Below are 26237 nucleotides of genomic sequence, written 5' to 3' on the forward strand. Positions count from 1 at the left end.
GATGCGACCCTCATCTCCCCGCGCGCCGGTCGATCAGCTCCAGCAGCCGGAATGGCCGCCGACCGCCTGATCCGGTGGGTCACCGGGTGCGGGGCGGCGGGGACCGTCGAAGTCCCCGGCGCCCCGGGCACCGCTACGGCAGGCGCCAGTCCACCGGCTCCGCGCCCTGCTGGACGAGCAGTTCGTTGGCCCGGCTGAAGGGGCGCGAGCCGAAGAAGCCGCGGTCGGCCGACATGGGCGAGGGGTGCGCGGACTCGACGGCCGGGTAGGCGCCGAGCAGGGGACGGGCGTTGCGGGCGTCGCGACCCCACAGGATGGAGACCAGCGGCTTGCCGCGCGCGGCGAGGGCGCGGATCGCCTGCTCGGTGACCTCTTCCCAGCCCTGGCCGCGGTGGGCGCCGGGCTTGCGCGGGGCGGTGGTCAGCGCCCTGTTCAGCAGGAGGACGCCCTGGCGGGTCCAGGGGGTCAGATCGCCGTTGGACGGGCGGGGCAGGCCCAGGTCCGAGTGCATCTCCCGGTATATGTTCTCCAGGCTGCCCGGCAGTTGCCGTACCTCCGGCGCGACCGCGAAGCTCAGTCCGATCGCCATGCCCGGGGTGGGGTAGGGGTCCTGGCCCACGATCAGGACCCGTACGTCATCGAAGGGCTGCTGGAAGGCGCGCAGGACGTTCGCCCCGGACGGCAGATAGGTCCGCCCCGCCGCCACTTCGGCACGCAGGAAGTCACCCATGGCCGTGATACGGCCCTCCACCGGCTCCAGGGCCTTCGCCCAGCCGGTCTCCACAAGTTCACTCAACGGTCGTCGTGCCACGTCAAGTCACTCTAGTGGCCCCCACCGACAATCCCCTCCGGCGAGTGGAAAGCGCGGAACAGCCGGGACGCCCGACGCGCGCACCGCTACTCTTCCTCCCCGTGAGCCGTGCGCCCGAGCGAGCCGACCGAGTGGAGCGGGGAGCGGTGTCCGCCTTCCTCGCCGTGGACTCCGGCGGCTCTGGGGTCCGGGTGGCGGTGGGCGTCCCCGGTACGGATCGTACGGCCGAGGCGTCGACCCGGGAGCCGGTGCGGACCTCGGAGCACGGCATCGACCCCGCTCACCTCATGACCCAAGTCGCGCCCCTGGCCCGTACGTTGGCGACCGAGGTCGGGGCGGACCGGATCGCCTGGGCCGTCGTCGGCGCCGCCGGGTTCGCGAGTCTCGGGGACGCCCTGCGCGCCGAACTGCCGGGGGCGCTGGCCCGGGAGCTGGGGGTGGGGACCGTGGCTCTCGCCGCCGACGCGGTGACCGCGTACGTGGGCGCCCTCGGTCCGCGTCCCGGTGCGGTGCTCGCCGCGGGCACCGGGCTGATCGCCGTCGGCACGGATCTGACCGACTGGCGGCGGGCGGACGGCTGGGGGCATCTCCTGGGCGACTGCGGCGGCGGCGCCTGGATCGGCCGGGCGGGGCTCGATGCCGCGCTGCGCGCGTACGACGGGCGGGACGGGGGCTCGGCGGCGCTGCTGGAGTGCGCGACCGAGCGGTTCGGGGCGATGGCCGAGCTGCCCGCCCGGATCTATCCGCGCTCCGACCGCGCCGCCGTGCTCGCCTCCTTCGCGCCCGCCGTGGGCGAGTGCGCGGCCCACGACCCCATCGCGGCGGGGATCCTGCGGACGGCGGCCCGGCATCTCGCCGAGTCGGCCGCCGCCGTGTGCCCGGCGGAGGGGGAGCCCGAAGTGGCGCTCACGGGCGGTCTTTTCAGACTCGGCGCACCTCTACTGGCGCCGCTGCGCGAGGAGTTGGCGAAGCGGCTGCCGCACGCCACGTCCGTACCGGCTGAGGGCGATCCGCTGCGCGGTGCCGTGCGGCTCGCGGCGGATCTGGCAGCGGGGCGGTGCGATGTCCCGATTGCGCCGACCATGCTCCATGTGGTCACCATAAGTGCGGATTGAGTCCGCCGAAGCACCAACTGTCCGGTGCTGGACGGGAAGAGCCGTCCCACCTGCGCAACTCATCAGACAAAACCGGACGGATACCGCTCACCTGCACCCTCCCCGAACAGGGGAGCAGAGGAAACCAGTAACATGCGGCGCCATGAGCTCCCCCACTGGACCCGAGTCCGGCCTGCCAGTTCGAATGCCGCGACCCCGCCAGCCCGGACGTCACCGTCGTCCGGAACCGCTGGTGGCTCCCGAGGACGCGCCCGCGTTCGTCCTCGCCGTGCCCGGCGCGCCCAGCGCCGCCACGCGCAGCCTCGCCGAGGAGGTCGTGAGCATCGCCCGCTCCGAGCTGCCCGGTCTGGATGCCCGGATCGGCTACCTGGACGGGGACGACGCGGACTTCCCGACCCTCAAGTCCGTGCTGGCGCGGACCGCCGAGGAGCGCACCGCCCGCTACGAGCAGGCCGTCGCCGCCGGCAGTGACGTGAAGAAGCCCGAGGGTCCCGTCGCCGCGGTCGTCCCGCTGCTGGCCGGTCCCGACGGCGCCCTGCTGCGCCAGATCCGCCAGGCGATGATGGACAGCCGGGTCGCCGTGGAGCTGACCGACGTGCTCGGCCCGCACCCGCTGCTCGCCGAGGCCCTGCACGTGCGGCTCTCCGAGACGGGTCTGGCCCGCGCGGACCGCGCCCGGCTGTTCACCGTGACCACCACGGCCGACGGCATCATCCTGGCCACCGTGGGCGGCGAGGAGGCTGTGCAGGCGGCCGGTATCACCGGCATGCTGCTCGCCGCGCGCCTGGCCGTGCCGGTGATCGCGGCGGCGCTGGACCAGGAGGGCTCGATCGCCTCCGTCGCCGAGCAGCTCCGCGGGTCCGGCTCGCAGCAGCTCGCGCTCGCGCCGTACCTGATCGGTCCGGAGATCGACCCCTCGCTGCTGACCGCCGCCGCCGAGGAGGTCGACTGCGCCACCTCGGAGCCGCTGGGCGCCTACCCGACGATCGGCAAGCTCGCGCTCGCCAAGTACACGACGGCGCTGGGCATCGCCCCGCAGCAGTCGCAGGGAGCGCCGGTCCGCTGACGCGGCACGACACCCGTACGACACGAGGGCCCGCCCCGGGAGACCGGAGCGGGCCCTTTCGCGTGCCTGAGCGGGGCTGGGCGGGGCTGGGCGGGACGGCGCGGGCTGTTCAGCCGAAGATCACACAGGAGGCGGCGGGGACCGCCAGGGAGCCGTCGTAGCGCGGCAGACCGGTCGTGGCGTCCACGGTGAACCAGGTCACGTCGCCGGAGCGTTCGTGGGCGGTGTAGAGGCGGCCGTCGTGCCCGGTCAGGGCGCGCGGCCAGTGGCCGCCGCTGGGGACCGTGCCGAGCAGCCGGAGCCCTTCGCCCTCGACGCGGAAGGCGGACAGGACGTCCTCGCCGCGGGTCGCGGTCCACACGAAGCGGCCGTCGGGCGCGACCACGATGCCGGAGGGGTAGGCGTCCCCGCCGGGGGCGCCGGGCAGGACGGGGACCTCGGTCAGCGGCCGCAGGGCGCCCGTGGCGGCGTCCCAGCGGCAGACGGTGACGGTGGGGGTGAGTTCGTTGACGACGTAGGCGTGCCCGCCGTCGGGATGGAAGACCAGGTGGCGCGGGCCCGAGCCCGGGCGCAGGGCGATCTCGCGGTGCGGCACGGGGACGCCCGCGTCGAGCGTGCACACCCGCACCGAGTCGGTGCCGAGGTCCACGCTGACGATCCAGCGCCCCTCGGGGTCGGAGCGCACCTGCTGGGGGTGCGGACCGCGCTGGCGGCGGTCGTGCGGGCCCGAGCCGGTGTGCTGGAGCTGTCCGGAGGGCGCGGGCGCGAGGGTGCCGTCGGGGCGCAGCGGGACGGCGGTGACCGAGCCGCTGCCGTAGTTGGCGGTGAGCAGGTGCCCGGCGTGCAGACCGAGGTGGGTGGGACCGCTGCCGCCGACCGGCACGGGCGGTCCCGCGGGCTCCAGCTTGTCCCCGCGCACGCGGTAGGCGGCGACCGCGCCCTCGGCCGTCTCGCTGACCGCGTAGAGCATGTCCCCGGCGGGTGAGAGCGCGAGGTACGACGGGTCGGGAACGGCGCCGAGACCGCCGGTGCGGATCAGGGCGCCGTCGTGGGGGCGGACCTCGGCGGTGACCAGACCGGGACCGCCGGCCGCCGTGTACGAGCCGATGAACGCCCGGTGGGGCGCCCGTGCGCGTGCGCCGCTTTCTGCCACGTCTGTCCCCTCTCGGTCGAGACTGTGCCGACGCTAGCAGCAGGTCACCACCGGTCTGGACCAAATGGCGGAGGGGTGCGCGCCGGAACGGTGGGGCGCACTCGCGCACGGACCGGCGGGGGCGTGCGCCGGCAGGGCGCGGGAGTGCGCGTCAGGCGCCGACCAGCCGCGAGGGCGCGGGGGCGTGCAGCGGTTCGGCCAGTTCGGCGAGGGCGCGCTCCAGTCCGTGGAGGTGGGCGAGGGCCGGTTCGGCGGGGGTCTCGGACGGGCGCAGGATGTGCCCGGCGCCGCCCTCGGTGAGCGCCTCGACCGCGGCTTCCACGCGCCAGCAGGCGGCGGCGAGCCGGGCGTCGTGGGAGGCGACGGGGTCGGCGGCGACGGCGACCAGACCGCGCACCTCGCGGGCGCAGTCGTCGAGGAGCGTGAGGACGCGGCGGGCGCGGTGCTTGCGCCACAGCAGCGGGTTGAGCGGGTGGGTCAGCGGAGCCACGGAGAGCCGGACCCGGCCCAGCAACTGCTCCAGCTCGGCCACGCGCGGGGCGGGGTCGGCGTCGGACCCGGCGAGGCGGGCGGCGGCCTCGGCGGTGCAGGCTCGCACACAGCGCAGGGCGCGCTGGATCGAGGCGTCGGTGGTGAGGTGGGTGGTGACCGGCAGCACGAACAGCACGGCGAGCGCGGCGCCGACGACACCGACGGCGGTCTCGGTCACGCGCAGCGCGAGCAGTCCGGGACCGAGGACGCCGAAGAGGCCGTAGAGGAGTTCGGCGAGGAGGGTCACCCAGAGCATCATCCAGGTGTAGGAGACGGCGGCCGTGTAGAAGATCCCGAAGACGGCGACCGCGACGAGCACCGCGCTGGCGACCGGGTCGCCGTGCACGGGCATCGCGACGAGCACGCCGAGGGCGACGCCGAGCACGGTGCCCAGGACGCGCCGGAAGCCGCGTACGAGGGTCTCGCCGCGCGAGGCGGTGTTGACGAAGACCCACCAGGTGGCGCCGACGGCCCAGTACCAGCGCTGTCCGGACACGAGCTGCCCGACGACCAGCGCGAACCCTGCCCCGGCGGCCGCCTGGACCGCCTGGCGGGTGGTCACTCGGGCCAGACCGGTGCCGCCGGGCGGCGCGGGTACGGCGGCGGGGGGCATCCGGCGCTCGTAGCACCACAGACCGAAGCGCACGGTCGCGGCGGCGAGCAGGGAGAGCAGCAGGGCGGCGTACAGCTCGGGCAGCCGGGCGGGGGTGACCCGCAGGAACTGGCCGACGAAGAACATCATGAAGCCGAACACGCCGAGGCTGTGTCCGCGCGCCCCCCAGCGGCGGGCGTACACCCCGGCCCCGACGACGGCGATGAACGCGAAGTCCCGGCCGACGGGGTGGGCGTGCAGCCCGGCGGCCAGCGCGAGCACCGGGATGCCGACGACAGGCAGCAGGGCGGTGCTGACGGCCTGGGCGCGCACGGTGGCGTCGGCGACGGTGAAGAGCGCGAGCAGCGCGGCGAGCCCGCCCGCGACCATCCCCACGAGGGAGTGCCCGGCGAGGCCACACACGACGACCGCGAGCCCGATCCCGAGGACCGCACGCGCGGCGAAGCGCACGCGTATGCGTCCCGGGTCCGGCGCCACGAACACCTTCTTCAGCACTGCTGTCCGCCCCCTTGTGGTCGTCCGCACGAAAAAGGCGCCGCGGTGATCCGCAGCGCCATCGACCTGACTATATGAGCATCACAGGACCACTTGGCTCAACTGGCGTCCGATTCACTGGACCAATGGACCAGCCAAGCACGAGGACGTGAAGTCGGCGGCAGACCAACGGTCCAGGTCGCGCGGGGTACGGCTCAGGTGTCACGCTGGGCCATTGGTACAGTCGCCGGTGACCGGCGCGCCACCCGCGCGGTACGAGGAGGCGGAGCGTCATGGCCGTGGACGAACTCGACACGCGCATCCTGCGGTTGCTCCTTGAGCAGCCGCGCACCAGTGTGCGGGAGTACGCCCGCGTCCTCGGTGTCGCCCGGGGCACGCTCCAGGCGCGCCTGGACCGCATGGAGCGGGACGGCGTGATCACCGGCACGGGACCCTCGCTCTCCCCCGCCGCGCTCGGGCATCCGGTGCTGGCGTTCGTGCACATCGAGGTCACGCAGGGCCATCTGGACGACGTCGGCGAGGCGCTGGCGTCCGTGCCGGAGATCGTGGAGGCGTTCTCGACCACGGGCGGCGGGGATCTGCTGGCCCGGGTGGTGGGGCGGGACAACGCCCATCTGGAGGACGTGATCCAGAAGCTGATCAGCGTGCCGGGCGTGGTGCGCACCCGTACCGAGGTGGTGCTGCGCGAGCGGGTGCCGTACCGGCTGCTGCCGCTCGTGGAGTCGGTGGGGCGGGCGGCGGCGCGCTCCTGACGCTGCCGCACGGGCCCGAGACACCGGTCGTACGGCGCCGGGTGGCGCGGATCTCCGCGCGCGCTCGACGCACGCCCTGCATAGCGTGATCGTATGACTACAGTCCAGACCCGCCCGGTCACCGGCGACCGACGGCGGTGGCAGGCGCTCGCGGTCTGTCTGACGGCGGGCTTCATGACGATGCTCGACAGCTCGATCGTGAACGTGGCGCTGCCCTCGATGGAACGCGGTCTGGGCGCCGACGCGGCCGACGTGTCCTGGGTGGTGTCCGGCTTCGCGCTCACCTTCGGGCTGACGCTGGTCCCGGCGGGCCGGCTCGGGGACGTGCGCGGGCGGCGGGTCGCCTTCCTGTTCGGGCTCGCGCTGTTCACGCTGTCCTCGGTCGCGTGCGCGCTGGCTCCCGGCGCGGGCTGGCTGGTGCTGTACCGGCTGGTGCAGGGCGCGGCCTCGGGTGTCATCGCCTCGCAGACGACGGGGCTGATCCAGCAGATGTTCCAGGGCGCGGAGCGGGCGCGGGCGTTCGGACTGCTGGGCAGCGTGGTGGGTGTGTCCACGGCGGTCGGACCGCCCGCGGGCGGTCTGCTGATCCATGTGTTCGGCGAGGCGGACGGCTGGCGCTGGATCTTCTACATCAACGTGCCGATCGGGGTCGCCGCCTTCTGCGCGGCGCTGCGTCTGCTGCCCCGCGCGCCCGTGAACCCTGGCCGTCCACGCGAGGGCGTCGACCTGCCGGGGGTGGCGCTGCTCGGCGCCGGTGTGCTCGCGCTGATGCTGCCGCTGGTGCAGGAGCAGCAGTGGACGGGGCGCGAGAAGTGGGCGCTGCTGCCGGTGGCGGGGCTGCTCCTTGCCGCGTTCTGGGTCTGGGAGCGGCACCAGGGGCGGCGCGGGCGCGCCCCGCTGGTCGACCTGAACCTCTTCGCCCTGCGGTCCTTCACGCTCGGCGTGCTGCTGAACGTGGTGTACTTCGCGGGCTTCACCACCGTGTTCTTCGTCTACACCCTGTTCCTGCAGAACGGTCTGGGCTACAGCGCGCTCGCGGCCGGGATGGCGTCGCTGCCGTTCGCGGTCGGTTCGGCGGTGGGCGCGGCGCGGGGCGGACGGCTGGTGGTCCGGTACGGGCGCGCGCTGGTGGTCGTCGGGCTGAGCGCGGTGGCGTTCGGGCTGCTCGTGGTCATCGTGACCGTCCAGGCGGTGCCGGGGCGCGACGTGGCCTGGACGGCGGCGCTTCCCCTGCTGATCGCGGGTCTCGGCTCCGGCATCACCATCTCCCCCAACACCGCGCTCACCCTGACCCGGGTGCCGGTCCAGCGGGCGGGTGCGGCGGGGGGCGTCCTGGTCACCGCCCAGCGCGTCGGTTCGGCGGCGGGCATCGCGGTCGTGGGCGCGGTGTACTTCGCCCACCTCGCCAACGACGGCAGCCCCACGACAGCCCTCCAGCTCGGGCTCCTGACGGCGGTGGGCATCATCCTGCTCGCCCTCGCCCTGGCGGTCGCGGACCTGCGCGAACGCCGGATCCACCCGGAACCGACGACACCCGCCGAGGGACCGGCGGCACCGGAGCCGACGAGCGCGGGCCGCTGACCCCGCGAAAGACCGCTCAGGGACCCGTCAGAGAACCCTCAGGACCTGCGGCGGGGCTTGCCCGATCCCTTGCCTGACGTTCCGGTCCGACCGCGGGCGCCCCGACCCGATGACTTGGCTCCGCCCGACGACCTGGCTCCGCCCGACTTCGCGCCACCGGAGGACTTCCCGCTCTTCTGACGGCTCGGCTCCGGGCGCTTGCGCTCCTGCTTCGGCTCGCTCTCCGTGGCGCGACCCCGGGTGCTGTTGACCGTGCGCCCGCGCACGATGCCGATGAAGTCCTCCACCTGGTCGGTCGTGGCGTCCTCGGGCCAGGAGAGGGCGATGCTGGACCGGGGACCGTCGGTCAGGGTGCGGTAGGTGAGGTCCTTGCGGTGGTACAGGCGGGCCAGGGACTGCGGGACGACCAGGAGACCGACGTTCGCCGCGACCAGCTCGATGGCGTCCTCGGTGGTGGCCGGGCGCTCGAAGGCGGGTTCGCCGGGGGGCGCGTCCCAGTCGAAGACGTCGTCCAGGGGATGGAAGAGGACTTCCTCGGCGAGGTCGGCGAGGGTCACCTCCTCGGCCGCCGTGAACAGGTGGTCCTTGGGGACGACGACCACGGTGGTCTCGGTGTAGAGCGGGATCGCGCTGAAGTACGTACGGTCCACCGGCAGCCGTACGAACGCGGCGTCCGCGTCACCCGCGCGCAGCAGCCCGTCGGTCTCGGCCGCGGGGACCTGGAGCAGGGTGAGCGGGATGTCCGGCAGCCGCTCGTTCCAGATCCGCGCCCATTTGGCGGGCGTCACTCCGGGAACGTACGCGAGCCGGAACGACGGTGTTTCCTCCGAGCCTGTCACCAGGCCAAGGCTACCGGCCCCGGTCGGCCCACCCGCACGCGGCCGATACCCTTGACCTCATGAGTTCGCAGCAGAGCACCCAGACGATGAAGCCCGCCACCGCGGCGAAGAAGCTGGGTGTGTACCTCCCCGCCACCCCCGCCGAGTTCCAGGAGGGTGTCGTTTCGCGCGCCGAGCTGAACGAGCTCCAGGCCAACCCGCCCGAGTGGCTGCGCGAGCTGCGCCAGAACGGCCCCCACCCGCGTCCCGTCGTCGCGGCCAAGCTCGGCGTGTCCATCGCCGGTCTGGCGCGCGGCGGTGTCACCGAGGCGCTCACCACCGCGCAGATCGAGGCGCTCAAGCAGGAGCGCCCCGAGTGGCTGGAAAAGGAGCGCGCCACCCAGGTCGAGGTCCGCAAGGAAGCCGTGCGGATCAAGAACCTGAAGCAGGAGAAGGCGGACCGCGAGGACTGACCCCGCCCGCCCCGCACCCGCCCCCTGGCCTCGCCGGGGGGCGTTGTCAGTGGTGCCGCCTACAGTTCCCCTCACTTGATCGTTTGCGGGCGGGGAGGCACGTATGGGGTGGGTGTCGGCCGGTGACTACGAGGTCACCCTCGACGGCGGAAAAGTGGTGTGCCGCAACGCGGCGGGACGGCGGCTGAAGTCGGTGCCGCCGAAGATCGCCGACGATCCGGCGGTCGTGGGGCTCGCGCAGCTCACCGAGTGGCTGGAGCGGCACGAGCGGGAGTGCGTGGACGGCGTGGAGCGGTGGATGGTCCGCTCGCTGCCGGTGCCGCTCGCCGTGCTCACCCGCGTCTGGCCCGACCCCGCCTGGCGGGCGGTGCTGCGCGACCTCGTGGTGACCGGTGACGACGGCCGGATCGCCGGTTTCCTGCGCGACGCCGACGCCGAGCGGGGTCTCGGACTGGTCGACCTGGACGGCGACACCGTGCGCATGTCCCCCGAGCTGGTCCGCGTTCCGCACCCGGTGCTCCTGGAGGACCTGGCGGACCTGCGCGAGTTCGCCGTCGAACTCGGGGTGGAGCAGCGCGCCCAGCAGCTCTTCCGCGAGGTGTGGCACCGCCCGGCCGATCTGGCCGAGGACGCCACGCAGGTCGAGGAGTACGCGGGCGGCGCCTTCAAGGAGCTGCGCTTCCTGCACGGCCGGGCCGCCCAGTTGGGCTACCGGGTGCGCGGCGGCCAGGCGGTCCGCCCCGTCCTGGAGGACGGCCGCGGCGTCGAGGCCCGTGTCTGGATCGGCGACTACGACGGCTACGAGGCGACCGAGACCGGCCCGCTGATGTGGACCGACCCGGCAGGGCGGGTGCTGAGGCTCGGTCAGGTGGGTCCGGTCGCCTGGTCGGAGGGGATGCGCATGGCCGCCGCGCTGCACGCGGGGCGCGACGTGGAGAACGAGGAGCGGGCGGCATGACGACGTACGACGAGACCACCCTGACCGCTCTCCTGGAGGCGGGCGCGGTCCTGCCGACCGGCAGCACCGCGCGCGAGGACGCCGACACGCTCACCGTCCGCACGTACACCCACCCGGTGCTGGAGGACCGGCAGGTCGTCCGGCTGGTGCCCGGCACCCTCGGGGAGGCCGAGGACCTGGCGCTCGAGTTCCTCGGTCTGACCCGGGAGCCGGAGGCGCCGGAGGTCGGCCAGGTGCGCCGCGAGACGCTGGGCTTCCCCGCCTGGGCGCTGGTGCACGACCCGGCGAACGGTCATCACGCGCTCGCCCTGGTCAAGGACGTGGAACGGCTCGCCCGGCAGGCCAAGTCCCGCCCCGGAGCCGCCAAGCAGGGCTTCGAGGAGCTGGGCACCCGGCTCGGGCGGGCGGTGCCGCACTTCCTGCCGACGTTCTACGAGCAGGCGGCGCGGGTCTTCCTCCAGCACGAGAACACGACGTACGCCTCCGCGTTCTTCGGCCGGGCCCGCGAGGCCGAGCGGGTGCACGCGCTCGCGGTCGACGAGGAGCGGCAGCGGGCGGTGTTCCTGGAGTTCGCCTTCGCCGGGGCGCTGACCGTCAAGGCGCTCAAGGAGCATGTGAAGGACCTGGGCAGGCGGCTCGACCCGGTCGCCGCGTGGGCGCAGTTCCGGCAGTTGACGGTGGAGCGCTGCGCCGCCGGAATGCCGCCGTACGCCTCGCTGCCGCAGGACGCGCGCGGGCTGATCAGGGCGGCGGGGCTCGACCGGGACACCGAGGAGCGCGCGCTCGTCGCCGACCTGCTCACCTCGCCCGCCGCCGTCCGGGCGCCCGCGTCCTTCTGGACGGCCTACCGTCCGGTCCTCGGCGCCCTGGCCGAGGAGCGGCCCGGGGTGCGGACGCGGCTCCTTGAGATCATGCCCGCCGGGCTCGGGGGCGGGGTCGAGGACGACGAGTCCTGGCTGGCGCTGCTGGCCGGGACCGGCGCCGACCGGCTGCTGACGGACGAGGCGGCGGCCCGGGAGCACGGTGTGGACACGGCCGACTGGCTGACCCGCTGGGCGCTGCACCGCAAGCACGGCGGCGCGTTCGCCCGCCGCTCCCCGGCCACGCTCGCGCTGGCCGCGCGGATGGCGCCGCTGCTGCGCTCCGCCGGACGTCCGGTGGACCTGTTCACCGGGAACTGGGGGGCGAGCGCGCACCTCGATCTGCTGGACCTGTGCGTCGCCGAGGGCGTACCGCTGTCGGTCCCGGCGTCCGGGGCGCGGAATCAGGTGTCGGTGACCACCTGGCTGTCGGACACCGGGGAGGGCCGCCGGGACCTGGTGGCCGTCGCGTCCGACCCGCGTCTGCGGCCGCTGCTGCGCGCGGCGGTGGAGCAGGCTGGAAGCCGGCACGGCAGCAATGACGAGCAGTTGACGGCTCTCGCCGCCCACCCGGTGCTCTCCGAGCTGCTGCGGGAATGGCTCGACGAGGTGTCCGGGGAGTTCACCCGCGCGACCGGGCTGCCCGCCGCGAGCGCGACGCTCGACCGGCTGCGCCCCTTCCGGACCGTCGCCCGCGGGGCGGGTCCCGAGGCGGTCGCCCGGGTCGCCGGGCACCCGGTCGCTCCCCTGCTCGGCCGCACGCTGCGCGCCGGTGTGCTGGACGAACTGGGCTGGCCCGCCCTCGAAGAGGCGCTGGAGCGGCTCGACGACCAGACCCTGGACCCGAAGACCCACCACCCGGTCACCGTCCACGAGGCATGGCCCGCGCTCATCGTCTCGCGGGGGCACAAGGCGCTCGTCGTCGGCCCGGAGGAGATCCTCCTCGACCACGACCTGCGGCTGCCCCAGGAGCTGGACCGCCATCAGCGCCCCCGGTTCCGTTACGTGGACGGGGAGTTGCTGGTCGTCTGGCGGCAGGACGGCAAGCAGCGCGCCTACTGGTCGAGCCGTCCCGCCGAGGTGTTCGCGCTCGGCGGCGAGCAGGTCCCGACCTGGTGGTACGGGCAGGACGACCTCGCCGCCTCGATCCCGCTGCCCGGCGGTGGCCGCGCCTCCGGGGGTCGCGCCCTGCACGCCGGGGACACGGACCTCCCGCCGAGCCGTCCCGTCCTGGGCGACGGCACCGGCTACTGGCGCGAGGGCAGACAGGGCACGCGCACGGTGTGGCTGGAGTACGACCCGGTGACGGGCGAGCACGGCCGCGCCTCGCTGCCCGCGCCGCTGCGCGCCGGTGTCCGCGAGGGCGCCGAGCTGACGACCGGGATGTGCGAGCTGCTGCCGCTGCGCCCCGGTCTTGAGCACAGCCCGTTCGGCACCGACGGCACGGTCCTGGGGCGCTGGGTGCGCACCGAGGGGGACGGCGGGGAGCGGTACCGCACCGCCGGGACGCCGGACGGCCGTACGGTGTCGATGCCGAAGACGGACGCCATCCCCTTGGGCGCCCTGCGGCTGCCGGGCGCCGAGCCCGTCGTCGCGCGGATGTTCCAGACCGTCGCGCTGTTCGCGGGCGACGACCCCGCCGGGACCGGGCGACTGGGGTACGTGACGCTGAACGGTCCGGGCGGGGAGTTCGCCGCGGGCACCCCGCTGGTGCCCCCGCTGCCGTTCTGGCACGCCCTGCGGGTGCGCGACGAGCAAGGCTCTGCCGTGCTGCGCGCCGTCACCGACGAGCAGGCAGCCGAGCTGATGCGGGCCATGGCGGAGGCGCTGGCCGAGCGTCAGGAGGCGCTGAAGCGCGCCGGGGACGACGCCCGGGCCAAGGAAGCCGTGCCGAGCGCCGCCCGGCTGGCCGTGCGGGTGGTGTGCGCGGGGCTGCCGGACCTCACCGATGCCCGGCTGATCGTCGGCGTGGCCTCGCTGGTCCGCTCGGCGCTGCGCCTGGCCGAGTCCGCGACCGCGTTCGCCGCGCCGCCCAAGGAGCGCCCCGCCCTGCCGCGCAAGCACACCGAGGGCATGTTCTTCGACTACAGCCCCGAGCACGGCGAGGACAGCACGCTGCGCACGGCGCTGGCCGGGATCGTGAGCGTGTACGGCTACTGGCACGGCGAGCAGCGCACCGCGCTGCGCCAGATCCGGGCCGTGAACCACGTGCTGTCCGGCCACCCCGCCGACGGCAAACCGCTGCCCGACCGGGAGCGCACCGCCGTCCTGACCGACGGCTGGCGGAGCGAGCCGCACACCGTCCCCGGGATCGGTCTGATGTGGCCGTCCGCGCTGGGCGCGCTGCGCGCCCTCGCCTTCCGGGCCGCCTCCGCGACCCTGACCGGCGCCGAACGCGAGGCGCTGCTCCTGCTGTTCGAGGCGGTCGGCGAGGGACCGCTCGCGTCGGGGTCCGGGGTGCTCCGCGAGGTCACGCTGACCGAGCCCTCCGACGGGCGGTTGCGGACCGGTCAGGTGCTGCGGCACGGCGAACGCACGGTCGTGATCCTCGGCACCCGGCGCATCGACCGGATGCGGGACCGCGTCGAGTGGCTGGCGCTGGACCACGATCCGTCGGGCGCGTTCGGCCCGGTCGCCCATTTCGTCCTGAGCGACGAGGTCCGGTACGACCCGGGGATCTCCGGCGCGGACCTGGCCGCCGTCACCCGGCTGATCCGCGCCAAGGGCGCCGCCCCCTGGCAGTCCGGGGCGCCGGAGGCGCTGACGGACGCGACCGGCGGCGGACTCGGTCCGGTCCAGGCGACGGTGCTGCTCGCCGCGCTGCCGCCGGACCCCGCCGCCGAGGCGCTGGCCCTCATCGGGCTGAAGGTCCGTCAGTGCGAGTACGGCGTGGCCCGGCTCGCCGCGCTCGCCGCCGGGACGCGGACCGAGCTGCTCGGCGCGCTGCTGCCCGCCGATCCCGAGGCGCTGTGGACCTCGGGTCCGGACACCGGCGCGGCCGGACGCGTCTGGGCGGAGCGGCTCGGCTCGGTGCTCAGGCTGCCGGAGGAGACCGACGCCGAACTGGCCGGGATGAGCGCCGAGTACGCCGAGGACGTCCTCAACCCCTCCCGTACGCCCTGGCTGTCCCGGACGACGCGGCAGCACCTGCGCGAGGACGGCGAACTGGTCCCGGAGGACCCGGCGGCGCTGCCCGGCGGGCGCTCCCTGTCCGGGGCGGTCACCGCACTCGCGGCGCTGGCGTACGTCCTGCCCTACGGCCACCCGCTGCGCGCCGCCCTGCCCGAGGGACTGGCCGCCGTGCGCCGCCGGATGGCCGACCCGGAGCTGCTGCTCGACCCGGGCGTGGCGTGGACGGAGAAGGGCACGCCCACGTCGGTCGAGATCCGCAAGGCGTACGGGCTGCCCGAAACCGGCGGCGCCGACGCACAGGGGCTGACCCACGTGGGCGAGACCCTGGTGCTGCGCCCCTGGTACCACGGCGAGGCGGTCCTGCTCCGCACGGCGGCGCTGAGCGGTCCCGACGACCCGGTGTTCGGACTCCTGGAGGGGCTGGTCGGTCCGGAACGCGGCGACCAGGTGAGCGCGTTGGGCACCGCCCTCGGCGCGGAGCTGGAGCGCGCGGTGGCGGCCGGTGCCGAGGAGCCGCGGGGTTACGCGCAGGACCCGTCGGTCAGCGTGCCCGAGCTGGTCGCGGAGGTCGCCGCCGCGCACGGTCTCGGCGAGGACGCGGCGGTGCTCTACCTCCAGTTGCTGGCGCTGCCCGACCCGACGGACCGCAACCGGGCGCGCTGGACCGACTGGAAGCCCGCCCGGGCGAAGAAGGCGCGGGCCGAACTCACCGCGAGCGGTCTGGTCGTCGAGGCCAAGCGGCCGCGCGCCGGGCGCACCCTCTTCCTGCCGTGCGGCTGGCGGGACCTGAAGTCGCCCGCGCTGCCGGTGGAGACCTGGAAGGAGGGGCTGTACCCGGTGCCGGTGCGCCGTCGTGCCGTACCCCTGCTGCCGGTGCCCGAGCTGTTCGCCCGCGCCTGGGAGCGCGTCCGCGCGGGCGAAGGACCGGCGTACGAGGAGCTGACGACCCGGGCGAACCGGAGGGGACGGCGCAGGTGACCGCCTCCGCCACGACGTTCACGACGTTCACGACGTACACGACGTTCATGGGGAGGGCGGCGCGGACGACCGCCCGCTCTCCCCGCACCACCACGAAGGACTCCCGCTCATGACCACCGACCTCGCCCCCGGCGCGGCACGCCGGGACCCGGCACGCCAGATCGTCCCGCCGGAGGACCGGTACGCGACCGAACTCGCCTTCCTCGCCGCGTACGACACCGGACCGCGCCCGCCCGCGTGGCGGCTGACGCCCCGCGCCGTCGTCACCTTCGTGATGGGCAGCGAAGGGCGCGCCCTCGCACTGCCCGCCGACGCGGTGGTCCCCGCCGGTGTGCCCCAACGCCTGGAGATCACCGGCAAGTTCGTGGGGGAACGCGCGCTGGTGGAGCGGTGTGTCGTCACGCTCGCCGGGGAGCGCGGTCTGCTGCTCGTCGGCGAGCCGGGCACCGCCAAGTCGATGCTCTCCGAGCTGCTGTCCGCCGCCGTGTGCGGCACCAGCGGGCTGACGGTGCAGGGCACGGCGGGCACGACCGAGGACCAGCTCAAGTACGGCTGGAACTACGCCCTGTTGCTCGCCCAGGGACCCAGCAGGCAGGCGCTGGTGCCCTCGCCGGTGCTTACCGCGATGACGCGCGGGGCGATCGCGCGCGTCGAGGAGGTCACCCGCTGTCTGCCGGAGGTGCAGGACGCGCTGGTGTCGCTGCTGTCCGAGCGGCGGATGGCGGTCCCCGAACTGGCGGGCGGCGAGGACGCGTTGGCGCACGCGGCACCCGGTTTCAACCTCATCGCCACCGCCAACCTGCGGGACAAGGGCGTCTCGGAGATGTCCGCCGCGCTCAAGCGCCGGTTCAACTTCGAGACGGTGGGCCCGATCTCGGACCTGGACGCCGAGACCGCGCTGGTGCGCGGGCAGGCGAGGGCGGCGGTCGAGCGCTCGGGCGCCGCCTTCCAGGTGGACGACGCGGTACTGGAGGCGCTGGTCACCGCGTTCCGGGACCTGCGTGAGGGACGGTCGGCGGAGGGCTGGGAGGTGGAGCGGCCCTCCACCGTGATGAGCACGGCGGAGGCGGTGTCGGTCGCGGGCGCGCTGGGGCTCGCCGCCGCCTACTTCCCCGGGGACCGTGACGTGCTCGGGCTGCTGCCGGGTCACCTGCTCGGCGTCGTACGCAAGGACGACCCGGCGGACGCGGCCCGGCTGCGCGGCTACTGGGACGGTCCGGTACGGCGCCGCGCCGAGCAGGGCTCCGCCACCTGGCGCACCCTGTGGGACCTGCGCACGGTACTGGAGGGCTGAACACCGTGTCCCACGCATCCCCCGAGGCGGCGGTGGCCGCCCTGACCGACCCGGCGGCGCCGTATCTCATCGGGGTACGGCACCACGCGCCTTCCCTGGCGGCGGCCGTACCGGCGCTGCTCGACGCGGCGAAGCCGGACGTGCTGCTCGTGGAGCTGCCCGCCGAACTGGAGGAGTGGCTGCCGTGGCTCGCGCACGAGGAGACGCGGGCGCCGGTCGCGCTGGCGGCGGCGCCGGTGGGCGCGGGCGTGGGCGCGGGACTTGCGGGCGGAGGCATCGGGCCCGCCTTCTATCCGTTCGCCGACTTCTCGCCGGAGCTGGCGGCGGTGCGGTGGGCGGCCCGGCACGGGGTGCCGGTCCTCACCTGCGATCTGCCGCTGACCGACCGGGGTGGGGCGCGCGAGGAGCCGGTACGACGGACCACGTCCGGTCCCGGTATCACCGCCGCCCTCCGCTCCCGGCTGACCGGGCGCCCGGACGACGACCTCTGGGACCGGCTGGTCGAGACCGCAGCGCCCGGTTCGCCGCCGGAGGCGCTGCGGCGGGCGGCGCTGCTGACGGGGTGGGCGCTGCGCGAGGAGGCGGCGGCTTCGGGCGGGGTGCCGGAGCTGGATCTGCGCCGGGAGAGCTGGATGCGGTCCCGGCTCGCCGCCGCCACGGCCGACGGGCAGCGGGCCGCCGTGGTCGTGGGCGCCTTCCACGCCCCGGCGCTGCTCGCCGCGGCCGAGGACACTGACGTACAGCCGCCCTCGGGGACGACCTGGACCACCTCCCTCATCCCCTACACCTACGCCCTGCTGGACGAGCGCTCCGGTTACCCCGCCGGTATCCGTGACCCGGAGTGGCAGCACCTGGTGCTCGACGCGGCCGGCGATCCCTCGGCCCTGACGGACGCGCTGACCGGCGCCGCCGTGCGGATCTGCGCCGAGCTGCGAACGCTCGGGCACCCGTCGGGACCCGCCGACGCACGGGAGATCACCCGCCTCGCCGGTGATCTCGCCCGGCTGCGGGGGCTGCCCGCGGCGGGTCGGGGTGAACTGGTCGAGGCGGTGCAGACGGTGCTCGCGCAGGGCGAGCCGTACGGGCGTGGCCGGGCCGTGGCGCGGGCGATGGAGCGGGTGCTCGTCGGTACCCGGGCGGGGCGCCCGGCGCCGGACGCGCCCCGCAGCGGTCTCGCCCCCGCTGTGGAGGCGGAGTTGGCGGAGCTCGGTCTCCCCGGTCCCGCCGACCCGGGCGCCACCCGCGACCTGCGCCTGGACCCGCTCCGATCGGCGCGGGACGCCCGCCGTGAGGTGCTGCTGCGCCGTCTGACGGTGTGCGGGGTGCCGTACGCCGAGCCCAAGGAGGTCGGCGCGGCCGGTGGCGGCGAGGCACTCACCTCCCGCTGGGAGCTGCGCTGGACGCCCGCCACCGCGGCCATGCTCAACGCGGCCGGGGTCCGGGGCGTGACCTCGGCCCAGGCAGCCGAGGGACTGCTGCGCGAGCGGCTGCGCGCGGAGCGGGACGAGGGCGGTCCCACGGCGGCCCAGTCGCTGCGGGGACTGGAGGAGGCGGCGCGCTGCGGGCTGCCGGGGCTCGTCGAGGAGCGCGTGGAGGACATCGCGTCCGCGCTGCCCGACTCCGGCACGCTGCCCGAACTCCTCGCGGGACTGGCCCTGTTGGACCGCCTGCGAGCCGGTCACATCGCCGGGGCGGGCACGCCGGACGAGGGCACGGCGATGCGCCTGACCGCCGTCGCCGAGCTGCTGACCACGGCGGCGGTACGGCAGGTCGACGGTCTCACCGGTTCCGACGACCCTGCCGACGCCCGCGCCCTGCTCGAACTCGCCCACCGCGCCGACGTGTTCGGGGGTATCCGGCTCACGGACGCGCTCGCCCGGCTGGCCCGCGAGGGCTCTCCGCTGATGCGCGGGGCGGCAGGAGCCGTACGGGTGTTGCTCGGACACGAGGAGCCGCGGGCACTCGGCGACCGGGTGGCGTCCTGGGTGGACGGCGCGACCGACACCGCGAGCCGTACGGCGCTGACCGACCGGCTGACCGGGCTGCTCACGGCCGCCGGACCCCTGCTGGAGTCCGCGACTCCCGCGCTGGAGCCGCTCCTGAACCGGGTGTCGGCCCTCTCCGACGAGGACTTCCTCTCCCGCCTGCCTGCCCTGCGCGGCGGCTTCGACACGCTGAGCCCGGCGGCGCGCGAGCGGCTGCTGTCGACGGTGGAGGAGCGGCTGGGAGCGCACCACCTCGCGGACACGGGCGCGGTGGACCCGGTGGCGCTGGCGCGGTGGACGCGGGCGGACCTGGCCGCGCGGGAGGCGCTGGCGGCGGTGGGGTTGCTGCCGGAGGTGGAGCGGGTGGTTCCGGGGACTGATGTGGACGCCCCCTGTCCGTCCGGCGAGTCGATCCCCGGCTTCGCCGGGCACATCGCCCCGGCCGACCGGTGGCGACTGGTGCTGGGTCGCCGTCGCGACCAACTTCCGTCCTCCGCTCGCCGGTTGGCGACCGCACTGGACGAGCTGTACGGCATGGGACGCGGTGAGGGCAGCCGGGGTGATCTCACCGGGCGCGGCTCCGGTGGCGGTCGGGAGGCGCCGTATCCCGGGGTGCGGGAGTGGTCGCAGGAGCTGGCGGCACTGTTCGGACCGGGTGTCCGCGAGGAGGTGCTGGCGGCGGCAGCGGCGACGGGTCGGACGGACGTCTACGCGGAACTCGACGCGGAGAGCGTCCGCCCCTCGGTGGACCTGCTCCGCTCGGTGCTGCGGCACGCGGGCGGGCTGCCCGAGGCGCGGCTGGCGACGCTGCGGCCGTTGGTACGGCGTCTGGTGGAGGCGCTGACGCGGGAGTTGGCGACCCGGTTGCGCCCCGCGCTGCACGGCACCGCGCTTCCCCGGCCGAGCAGGCGTCCTGGTGGCGGTCTCGATCTGCCCCGGACGCTGCGGGCCAACCTGGCCACGGCGCGCCGGGCGCCCGACGGCACGGTGACGGTGATCCCCGAGCGTCCGGTGTTCCGCACCCGTGCCCGCAAGGCGGCAGACTGGCGGCTGATCCTGGTCACGGACGTGTCGGGTTCCATGGAGGCGTCCACGATCTGGGCGGCGCTCACCGCCTCCGTGCTGGCCGGGGTGCCCACCCTGTCCACGCACTTCCTGGCCTTCTCCACCGAGGTGATCGACCTGACCGAGCGGGTCGAGGACCCGCTCTCGCTGCTCCTTGAGGTGAGCGTCGGCGGCGGTACGCACATCGCGGCGGGGCTGCGGCACGCGCGCGAACTGGTCACCGTCCCCTCACGGACACTGGTCGTGCTGATCAGCGACTTCGAGGAGGGCTACCCGGTCGGCGGTCTGCTGAGCGAGGTCCGCGCGCTGATCGGCGCGGGCTGCCATGTCCTGGGCTGCGCGAGCCTGGACGACGCGGGGCGCCCGCGCTACTCGACCGGCGTGGCAGGTCAGTTGGTCACGGCAGGAATGCCGGTGGCCGCGCTCAGTCCCCTCGAACTCGCCCGCTGGATAGGGGAGAAGATCGCATGAGCACCCAACTGCCGCCCGTCGCACCGGAGGTGACCGCCGCGCTGGTCGAGGCGCTCTCTCCCCGGCTGCGCAAGCGCCTGGACGCGGGCATCGCCAAGCTGGCGGGGCGCCCGGTGGACCGCGAGGGCGACACCGTACGCATCGCCGTCGACGACACCACGTACGTCGAACTCCACGCGCCCGACGGGGCGGTGACGACTCCGGACGCCGTTCGCTGCGGGTGCCTGCTGGCGCCGGACTGTCTGCACCGGGCGGCGGCAGCGTCGTCGGCGCCGGTGGCGGAACTGCCGGTCGCGGCCGAGCCGTTGACCGACGCCCCGGCGCAACCGCAGGACTCCGAGGCACCCGACGCCGAGCAGCCCACCCCCGATCAACTCGCCGCCGCACGCGCCGTATGGTCCGCGGCTGCCGCCGTGCTCGACGCGGGCGTCGACGGCTGCGGAGCCGTCCTCCAGGCGGAGTTGCTGCGCGCCGCGCACACCGCGCGCCTGGCCGGTCTGCACCGTGTCGCCGCCGCGTCGTCCTCGGTGGTCACCGCGCTGCGCGCGGCGCGGTCGGCCGATCCGGCGTACCGGCTCGCGGACCTCGTCGCGGCACTGGGCGATGTCCTCGCGGTGTCCCATCGTCTCCCGTCCGCCGAGGGTCCCGAGCTGGCCGCCCTGCGCGGCACCGCCCGCCAGCCGTACCGTCCGGACGGCTCGCTGCGGCTGTACGGGCTGTGCACCGAGCCGGTGCTCACGGCGAACGGGTACGCGGGCGCGGTGACCTGGACGACCGACGCGCACGGCAGGCTCTACCAGGTGCCGGACGTGGCACCCGGCGGCGCGTCCCGCGCGGTGGGCGCCGCCGACCGTGCGGTACGGCTGGGCGACACGGCGCTCACCCACCGCGAGCTGTCCCGGGCGGGGCTCGCCGTCTCCGGCGCGACGGTCTCCCCGACGGGCCGTCTGGGCGCGGGCGCCAAGGTGCGCGCGGTACGCGCCCCCGGCGTCGACTGGCGCGCGGACCCGCTGGACCGGCTCTGGCGCGTCCCTCTGGTGGACCAGCTCGCCCGCGCCCTGACGCCCGACTCCCCCGGGCTGCTCTTCCTGGAGGTGACCTTCACCGGCACGGTCCGCGAGTCGGCGGGCGACTGCCTGCTGGCCACCTCCGACGGCATCACCCTCCGCCTGACTTCGGCCCACGACGACCCCGCCCTCCCCCACCGCGACAACCTCCGCCTCCTGGCCGCCGCCACGGACACGCCCCTGCGCGTGATCGCCCGGCTGACCCCGGCAGCGCACCCCCGGGCCACCCTGCTGGCGACAGAACACCCGACCATCGCGGGCACGCATGTGGACGTGGGTCTGGACCGCCTGCAGAAGGCGGACCTCCCGTCCCACACCCCTGCCCCGCGCCCGGCTCCCCCCGCCGACGAACCCCCGGTCCATCTCCTCGTCCGACGCGTCCACCAGACCGCGGCGGGCGGCCGTCGTGCCCTGACCCACCCCGGCTCCGGCGCTGTCACCGACCCGCGTCATCTCGCCACCCACGGTCTCCCGACGGCAGCGGCTCTCCTGACGGAGCTGCACTCCTCGGCGACGACCCGCTCCCGCGACGCGTTCGGGCGCCTGCTGCCGACCGATCCGACGCGTTTCACCGAGGCGTGGCTGAAGGCGCGGGAGTACACGGTGGCGCTGGAGAGGGCGTTGTGTGTGGCGGGCTGGACCGCGTGAGGGGCGATAAACCGCTCGACAACCCCGGAGTCACCCGGAAAAGTACCTCGCCGTGACGAGCAGCGAACTGTGGAGCCGTGCCACCGCCGAGCGGTACGACGCGGAGGACGCCGAGATGTTCTCCGCCGCCGTACTCGGTCCGACCGTCGACTTCCTGGCCGGACTGGCGGGTGCGGGACCGGCGTTGGAGTTCGCCATCGGGACCGGTCGTGTCGGCGTGCCGCTGCGGGAACGCGGTGTGCCCGTGACCGGCGTCGAGTTCTCCGCGCACATGGCGGCCGTGCTGCGCCGGAAGGTGGACGAGGAGACCCTGCCGGTGGTCCTCGGGGACATGGCGACCACGGTCGTGCCGGGCGAGTTCACCCTGGTCTACCTCGTCTACAACACGATCTCGAACCTGCTCACCCAGGACGAGCAGGTGGAGTGCTTCCGCAACGCCGCGCGCCATCTGGCGCCCGGCGGTCGCTTCGTCGTCGAGCTGAACGTGCCCCCGCTGCGGTTCCTGCCGTCCGGTGCGACCGCCGTGCCGTTCGACGTGTCGGACCACCATCTCGGCTTCGACACGTTCGACCTGGTCGAGCAGATCCTCGTCTCGCACCATCTGACCCGCGACGGCGAGGACGGCCGCTACCGCCGCGACGCCTCCCGGCACCGCTACGCCTGGCCGGCCGAGCTGGACCTGATGGCGCGGCTGGCCGGGCTCGAACGGGAGCGGCGCGTGGCGGACTGGGACGGGACGCCGTTCACCGCTGACTCCTCGAAGCACGTGTCCGTCTGGCGCAAACCGGTCTGACCCGGCGGTCGTCGCTCAGAGCGGCAGCACGGGCCGGGTGGAGAAGTCCTCCCACATGTCCGCGCCGTCCTCGCCGTGGACGAAGTCGGCCATGGAGGGATTGCGGTTGGCGGTGGCGAGCGGCAGCCAGCCCAGGAACATCCCGTATCCGCCGCACACCGACTCGCCCCCGTCCCCGCCGTGCACGGCACCGGGGTCCTGGCTCAGCTCGGCGGAGTACGTGTCGTAGGCGATGCGCAGACCGAAGGCGTTGCGTTCGAGGTGCGGGCCGGTGCTGTCGTCGTACGGGACGCGGTCGAGCGGGCATGCGTCGCCCCACCGGAACAGCGTGCCCGCCCCGGCCCCGCACGCGTGCTCCCACTCGTCGGCGCTGGGCATCCGCAGCCCGCGCGCGGCGAGCGCGTCCGGCAGGTCGGCGGGCGGCTCGGTCAGCGCCTCGGCTTCGACGGCCATCAGGACGGTCGGCACGGTGACGGTCCGCCGGGGGCTGAGCACCCGCGCCAGGTGGGCGCGCAGATCGGGACCGTACGCGAGCCCCTGCGCCAGGCTCTCGGCGTGGTCGGCCTCCTGCTCCGCCGTGGGGTGCCAGGCGACCAGGTCGAAGCCGACCGCGACCCGGCCCCCGGGTATCAGTGCGAACTCCTGCCCGTCCCGCTCGACGAGCACCCGATGCCACGGTCCGCCGAGATGCTCCCCGACTCCGACCTCGCTCACCGATCCCCCGACCCGCCGGGCCGTCTCCTCGGCCAACCGCCGCGCCGTGGACGCGTCGAGGGACCGCCACCCGGCGAAATCAAGATCATCGAGAGTCATGAGGTGGAGTCTCCCACGCGGGTCCTACGCCGCCTTCTTCCCCACCAGCCGGTCGAGATGAGCCAGCACCCCCGCGTTGAACCTGTGCACCGCTTCGTCGATGCTGCGGATGAAGCCCGCCTCCGTGTTGCCCCGCTGGCCGCCCATGCTCTTGAACAGCGAGAGCCGGAAGCCGGTGATCTTCACCCCGCTCCTGGGCAGCATGTCGCCCGGTTCGGGGCGCAGGCGTTCCAGGGTGCCGCGCGGACCGCCGGTCTCGCCCTCGACCAGGGTCTCGATGTGCAGGTCGGCGGGTGCCTCGGCCAGTTCGCGGACGATGCGCTTGGCCCAGGAGAGCGGGTAGCCCTGTTCGGGCGCCGGGATGTCGATGGAGGTACGGATCTTCGTGGTGCGCAGGTCGGCGGTCACCCCGAGCACGCCCGCGACGCCCTCGATACGCAGCTCCGCCCGCAACCTGCCGTCCTGGCAGAGCTGGTCGGCCATGCGGGAGCGCCGGGCCACCGCGTCGGCATCGCGCCGGGCGCGCTGGACGGGGAGCACCTTCAGCCCGAGTTCTCCGCCGAGCCCGAGCGACACCTGGCGCACCAGCCGCTCCCAGCTCTCGACGGTCTCCAGCGCCCGGGGGTCGCCCTGGCAGAGCGTCTCGTCCTGGATGCCGCTGCGCACGGGCACCCAGGCGGGTCCCATGTTCTGGAAGCCGTGGCAGCCGGAGTTCTCGTGCAGGAGGTAGTGCAGCAACTCCTCAAGCAGCCAGGCGTGCGCCGGGTTCACCACGCCCTCGTGCCGGATCAGCATCTGCGCCTGGTGCGCGACCTCCGCCCAGGACAGATGCCACAGGCTCACCTTGTTCTTGCGCCGCCGGTCGATCTTCACCTCGACCAGCGGACTGCCCTCGAGGGCCACGTCGTTGGAGAGCGTGATCACCGCCTCGTACCCGCGCCGCGCCGCGATGTCGGCGTACGCCTGGACCTGCTCGGTCTTGAGCGGGTTGCCGTTCGTCTTGGTCTCCACGAGCGCGGTCCACAGCTTGCCCGCGCGCTCCACCCGGATGACGCCGTCCGGGCGCCGGGGCGTGTCGCCGTGCGGCAGCGACACCTCGGTGAAGGTCTCCATGCGCCCGGCGGGAGCACCGAACCCGGCGGTGAGCCTGCGCCCGAACTCCGGCACCTGCGCCATCACCGCGAGGAGCACGGAAGTGGCCCGCATCTCCCGGTCCCGGTCGCTCTTCAGCGCGGAGACGGGAAAGAGCCGGGCGCCGCGCCACGCGTCGTTCTCCGCGAGGGACTTCTTCAGTGCCTTGGGGAGGGTGACCTTCTTCTTGGCGGTCCGGGGGCGGGTCCTCCTCGGGGCGGGTACGGCGTCGGGGGTGCGCGGGGACGGGACGGCGCCCGTGGCGGACTCGACGGGCGGGGCGGGCTCGTCCGCCGGTCTCGGCTCGGGGACCCGCTCGACCACCGACTCGGCGCCCACCGGCTCCTCGAACGCCTCAAGCCCGGCGCTCCCCGCGTCGTCCACCGTCTCGGCGTCGTCCTCGATGTCGACACCGTGGTCGGAGGCGAGCGCGGCGAACCCTGCCTCGTAGCCCTGTCCCACCGCGCGGAACTTCCACTCCTCCCCGCGCCGGTACAGCTCGCCGAAGATCAGGGCGCTGACGCCGCCCGCGTCCCCGACCTCGTACGTCAGCAGGGGCTCGCCCGAGGCGTCGCTCAACGTCAGCCGCAGGTCCTCGAGTTCGTCGAACCGCGCCGACCCGTACCGGCTGGCCGCGACGAGGATCGTGGCGACGTCGCCCGGGAGCGCCTTGAGGTCGAAGCCGATCCGGTCCTCGCTCCCCTCCCCCACCGGGGTCTTGCCGAGCAACTGCACGCTGCCGTCCGGCGCGCAGGGGTTGTTGTAGAAGTAGAAGTCGGTGTCGCCGCGCACCTTGCCGTTCTCGTCAAGCAGCAGCACGGAGACGTCCGCGTCGCCCTCACCGGTCGGGCTCACCCACCCCAGGCTGACCACCACCGACTCGACGTCCCCGTCGCTCAGGCCGCCCAGCACGACGTTGGCGCCCTTGGTCATCTCGTACACACGGCCTCCCCGACCGATCACCAGGCAGAAGGAACCCCCCGCCCTCACCGCAAACCCCGTGTGGAGATTCGGTGCACCTGATGTGAATGGGATGACTCTATCGATCAATCCGGAAAGTCACCCCAAGGAGGCGCGAACCCGTACGAGCGGGCCCGGCTCGGAGGTCAGGCTCGTTTTCCCTCGCCCTGCGTCGCCTGGAGATCGGCGAGGAGTTCGGCCTGGCCCGCGAGGACGCCGGAGAGGATGGTCCGTGCCACGCGGAGCAGCTCCGCCACGTGGGGGCTGGTCAGGGAGTAGTAGACGTTCGAGCCCTCTTTGCGCGTCCTGACCAGGTTGGCGCGGCGCAGTACGGCCAACTGCTGGGAGAGGCTGGCGGGCTCGATGCCGACCTCGGGCAGCATCTCGGCGACCGCGTGCTCACGCTCGCTGAGCAGCTCCAGGACCCGGATGCGAGCGGGGTGGCCCAGGGTCTTGAAGAACTCCGCCTTCAACTGGTACAGCGGCGTACTCACCGGGTCGTCTCCCCTTCCGCACGACGCCACGCCTCGGCGCCTCGCCCCCGGCCCTTCCTCATCACCATGCGACCCATCCTCGCGCGCGGCATCCGCCCCGGCCGAATCCACGTCGACGACGGGAGCCGCCGGTTCCGGCGGCGATGACCTCGTGAATTGCCGAGATTAGCAAGTCCTCGA

Annotated in this window: 18 protein-coding genes; 11 read left to right on the top strand and 7 right to left on the bottom strand. The window is 74.4% G+C overall.

The genetic code is table 11. The features are described 5' to 3' along the window. Window positions 1-133 precede the first annotated feature (133 nt). Window positions 134-811, bottom strand: a complete 678-nt coding sequence (locus IF655_RS03360; RefSeq protein ID WP_199581975.1) for a uracil-DNA glycosylase — start codon at window positions 809-811, stop codon at window positions 134-136. Window positions 812-912: 101 nt separating this feature from the next. On the opposite strand from IF655_RS03360, the gene IF655_RS03365 reads away from it, so the two are divergent. Then, window positions 913-1926: a BadF/BadG/BcrA/BcrD ATPase family protein gene (locus IF655_RS03365; RefSeq protein WP_307814845.1), complete on the top strand. Its 1014-nt coding sequence runs from the start codon at window positions 913-915 to the stop codon at window positions 1924-1926. A gap of 142 nt (window positions 1927-2068) precedes the next feature. Next, window positions 2069-2992 (top strand): sirohydrochlorin chelatase, encoded by a 924-nt coding sequence (locus tag IF655_RS03370; protein ID WP_199581976.1) that lies wholly within the window; start codon window positions 2069-2071, stop codon window positions 2990-2992. Window positions 2993-3101: 109 nt separating this feature from the next. Here IF655_RS03370 and IF655_RS03375 read toward each other — a convergent pair whose 3' ends face one another. Both IF655_RS03375 and IF655_RS03380 read right to left on the bottom strand, forming a co-directional pair. Next, window positions 3102-4145 carry a lactonase family protein gene (locus IF655_RS03375; protein ID WP_199581977.1) on the bottom strand — a complete coding sequence of 348 codons (1044 nt, stop codon included), beginning with the start codon at window positions 4143-4145 and terminating at the stop codon, window positions 3102-3104. A gap of 151 nt (window positions 4146-4296) precedes the next feature. Further along, window positions 4297-5784 (bottom strand): FUSC family protein, encoded by a 1488-nt coding sequence (locus IF655_RS03380; RefSeq protein ID WP_199581978.1) that lies wholly within the window; start codon window positions 5782-5784, stop codon window positions 4297-4299. Window positions 5785-6056: 272 nt separating this feature from the next. Here IF655_RS03380 and IF655_RS03385 point away from each other — a divergent pair, with 272 nt between their 5' ends. Both IF655_RS03385 and IF655_RS03390 read left to right on the top strand, forming a co-directional pair. Continuing rightward, window positions 6057-6536, top strand: a complete 480-nt coding sequence (locus tag IF655_RS03385; protein ID WP_161180392.1) for an Lrp/AsnC family transcriptional regulator — start codon at window positions 6057-6059, stop codon at window positions 6534-6536. Between the two features lie 93 nt (window positions 6537-6629). Beyond that, window positions 6630-8117, top strand: a complete 1488-nt coding sequence (locus IF655_RS03390) for an MFS transporter (protein WP_199581979.1) — start codon at window positions 6630-6632, stop codon at window positions 8115-8117. Between the two features lie 38 nt (window positions 8118-8155). On the opposite strand, the gene IF655_RS03395 is transcribed toward IF655_RS03390, so the two are convergent. Beyond that, entirely contained in the window at window positions 8156-8956 is an 801-nt protein-coding gene (locus IF655_RS03395) for a LysR family transcriptional regulator substrate-binding protein (RefSeq protein WP_199581980.1), read from the bottom strand. Window positions 8957-9015: 59 nt separating this feature from the next. Here IF655_RS03395 and IF655_RS03400 point away from each other — a divergent pair, with 59 nt between their 5' ends. The 7 genes from IF655_RS03400 (at window position 9016) to IF655_RS03430 (ending at window position 22659) form a co-directional block, all read left to right on the top strand. Then, the gene (locus tag IF655_RS03400; RefSeq protein ID WP_199581981.1) at window positions 9016-9408 is read left to right on the top strand and encodes a DUF5997 family protein; all 393 of its coding nucleotides are present in this window, start codon (window positions 9016-9018) and stop codon (window positions 9406-9408) included. Window positions 9409-9511: 103 nt separating this feature from the next. Then, entirely contained in the window at window positions 9512-10366 is an 855-nt protein-coding gene (locus IF655_RS03405; protein ID WP_199581982.1) for a DUF4132 domain-containing protein, read from the top strand. Next, window positions 10363-15336: a hypothetical protein gene (locus tag IF655_RS03410; RefSeq protein WP_199581983.1), complete on the top strand. Its 4974-nt coding sequence runs from the start codon at window positions 10363-10365 to the stop codon at window positions 15334-15336. Before IF655_RS03405 ends, IF655_RS03410 begins: the two co-directional genes overlap by 4 nt. 109 nt (window positions 15337-15445) lie before the next feature. Beyond that, window positions 15446-16630 (top strand): AAA family ATPase, encoded by a 1185-nt coding sequence (locus tag IF655_RS03415; protein ID WP_199581984.1) that lies wholly within the window; start codon window positions 15446-15448, stop codon window positions 16628-16630. 5 nt (window positions 16631-16635) lie between these two features. Next, complete coding sequence (locus IF655_RS03420) at window positions 16636-20151, top strand: DUF5682 family protein (RefSeq protein ID WP_199581985.1); 3516 nt, start codon at window positions 16636-16638, stop codon at window positions 20149-20151. Beyond that, window positions 20148-21866 (top strand): hypothetical protein, encoded by a 1719-nt coding sequence (locus IF655_RS03425; RefSeq protein ID WP_199581986.1) that lies wholly within the window; start codon window positions 20148-20150, stop codon window positions 21864-21866. Before IF655_RS03420 ends, IF655_RS03425 begins: the two co-directional genes overlap by 4 nt. A 52-nt stretch (window positions 21867-21918) precedes the next feature. Further along, entirely contained in the window at window positions 21919-22659 is a 741-nt protein-coding gene (locus tag IF655_RS03430) for a class I SAM-dependent methyltransferase (protein ID WP_199581987.1), read from the top strand. Between the two features lie 15 nt (window positions 22660-22674). Here IF655_RS03430 and IF655_RS03435 read toward each other — a convergent pair whose 3' ends face one another. The 3 genes from IF655_RS03435 to IF655_RS03445 form a co-directional block, all read right to left on the bottom strand. Continuing rightward, the gene (locus IF655_RS03435; RefSeq protein ID WP_199581988.1) at window positions 22675-23472 is read right to left on the bottom strand and encodes a hypothetical protein; all 798 of its coding nucleotides are present in this window, start codon (window positions 23470-23472) and stop codon (window positions 22675-22677) included. A 24-nt stretch (window positions 23473-23496) separates the two neighbouring features. Further along, window positions 23497-25536 carry a TerD family protein gene (locus tag IF655_RS03440; RefSeq protein WP_206775437.1) on the bottom strand — a complete coding sequence of 680 codons (2040 nt, stop codon included), beginning with the start codon at window positions 25534-25536 and terminating at the stop codon, window positions 23497-23499. A gap of 173 nt (window positions 25537-25709) precedes the next feature. Continuing rightward, the gene (locus IF655_RS03445; RefSeq protein WP_199581990.1) at window positions 25710-26057 is read right to left on the bottom strand and encodes a helix-turn-helix transcriptional regulator; all 348 of its coding nucleotides are present in this window, start codon (window positions 26055-26057) and stop codon (window positions 25710-25712) included. Between the last annotated feature and the right edge of the window lie 180 nt (window positions 26058-26237).

The organism is Streptomyces sp. DSM 110735, assembly GCF_016482685.1.
In the GTDB taxonomy this organism is placed as follows: Bacteria; Actinomycetota; Actinomycetes; order Streptomycetales; family Streptomycetaceae; genus Streptomyces.

What these genes read in the sequence shown, in the direction of transcription:
- IF655_RS03370 (WP_199581976.1), top strand. Translation starts at nt 2,069, where the DNA reads ATGAGCTCCCCCACTGGACCCGAGTCCGGCCTGCCAGTTCGAATGCCG.
- IF655_RS03385 (WP_161180392.1), top strand. Translation starts at nt 6,057, where the DNA reads ATGGCCGTGGACGAACTCGACACGCGCATCCTGCGGTTGCTCCTTGAG.
- IF655_RS03390 (WP_199581979.1), top strand. Translation starts at nt 6,630, where the DNA reads ATGACTACAGTCCAGACCCGCCCGGTCACCGGCGACCGACGGCGGTGG.
- IF655_RS03400 (WP_199581981.1), top strand. Translation starts at nt 9,016, where the DNA reads ATGAGTTCGCAGCAGAGCACCCAGACGATGAAGCCCGCCACCGCGGCG.
- IF655_RS03405 (WP_199581982.1), top strand. Translation starts at nt 9,512, where the DNA reads ATGGGGTGGGTGTCGGCCGGTGACTACGAGGTCACCCTCGACGGCGGA.
- IF655_RS03410 (WP_199581983.1), top strand. Translation starts at nt 10,363, where the DNA reads ATGACGACGTACGACGAGACCACCCTGACCGCTCTCCTGGAGGCGGGC.
- IF655_RS03415 (WP_199581984.1), top strand. Translation starts at nt 15,446, where the DNA reads ATGACCACCGACCTCGCCCCCGGCGCGGCACGCCGGGACCCGGCACGC.
- IF655_RS03425 (WP_199581986.1), top strand. Translation starts at nt 20,148, where the DNA reads ATGAGCACCCAACTGCCGCCCGTCGCACCGGAGGTGACCGCCGCGCTG.
- IF655_RS03435 (WP_199581988.1), bottom strand. Translation starts at nt 23,472, where the DNA reads ATGACTCTCGATGATCTTGATTTCGCCGGGTGGCGGTCCCTCGACGCG.
- IF655_RS03440 (WP_206775437.1), bottom strand. Translation starts at nt 25,536, where the DNA reads ATGACCAAGGGCGCCAACGTCGTGCTGGGCGGCCTGAGCGACGGGGAC.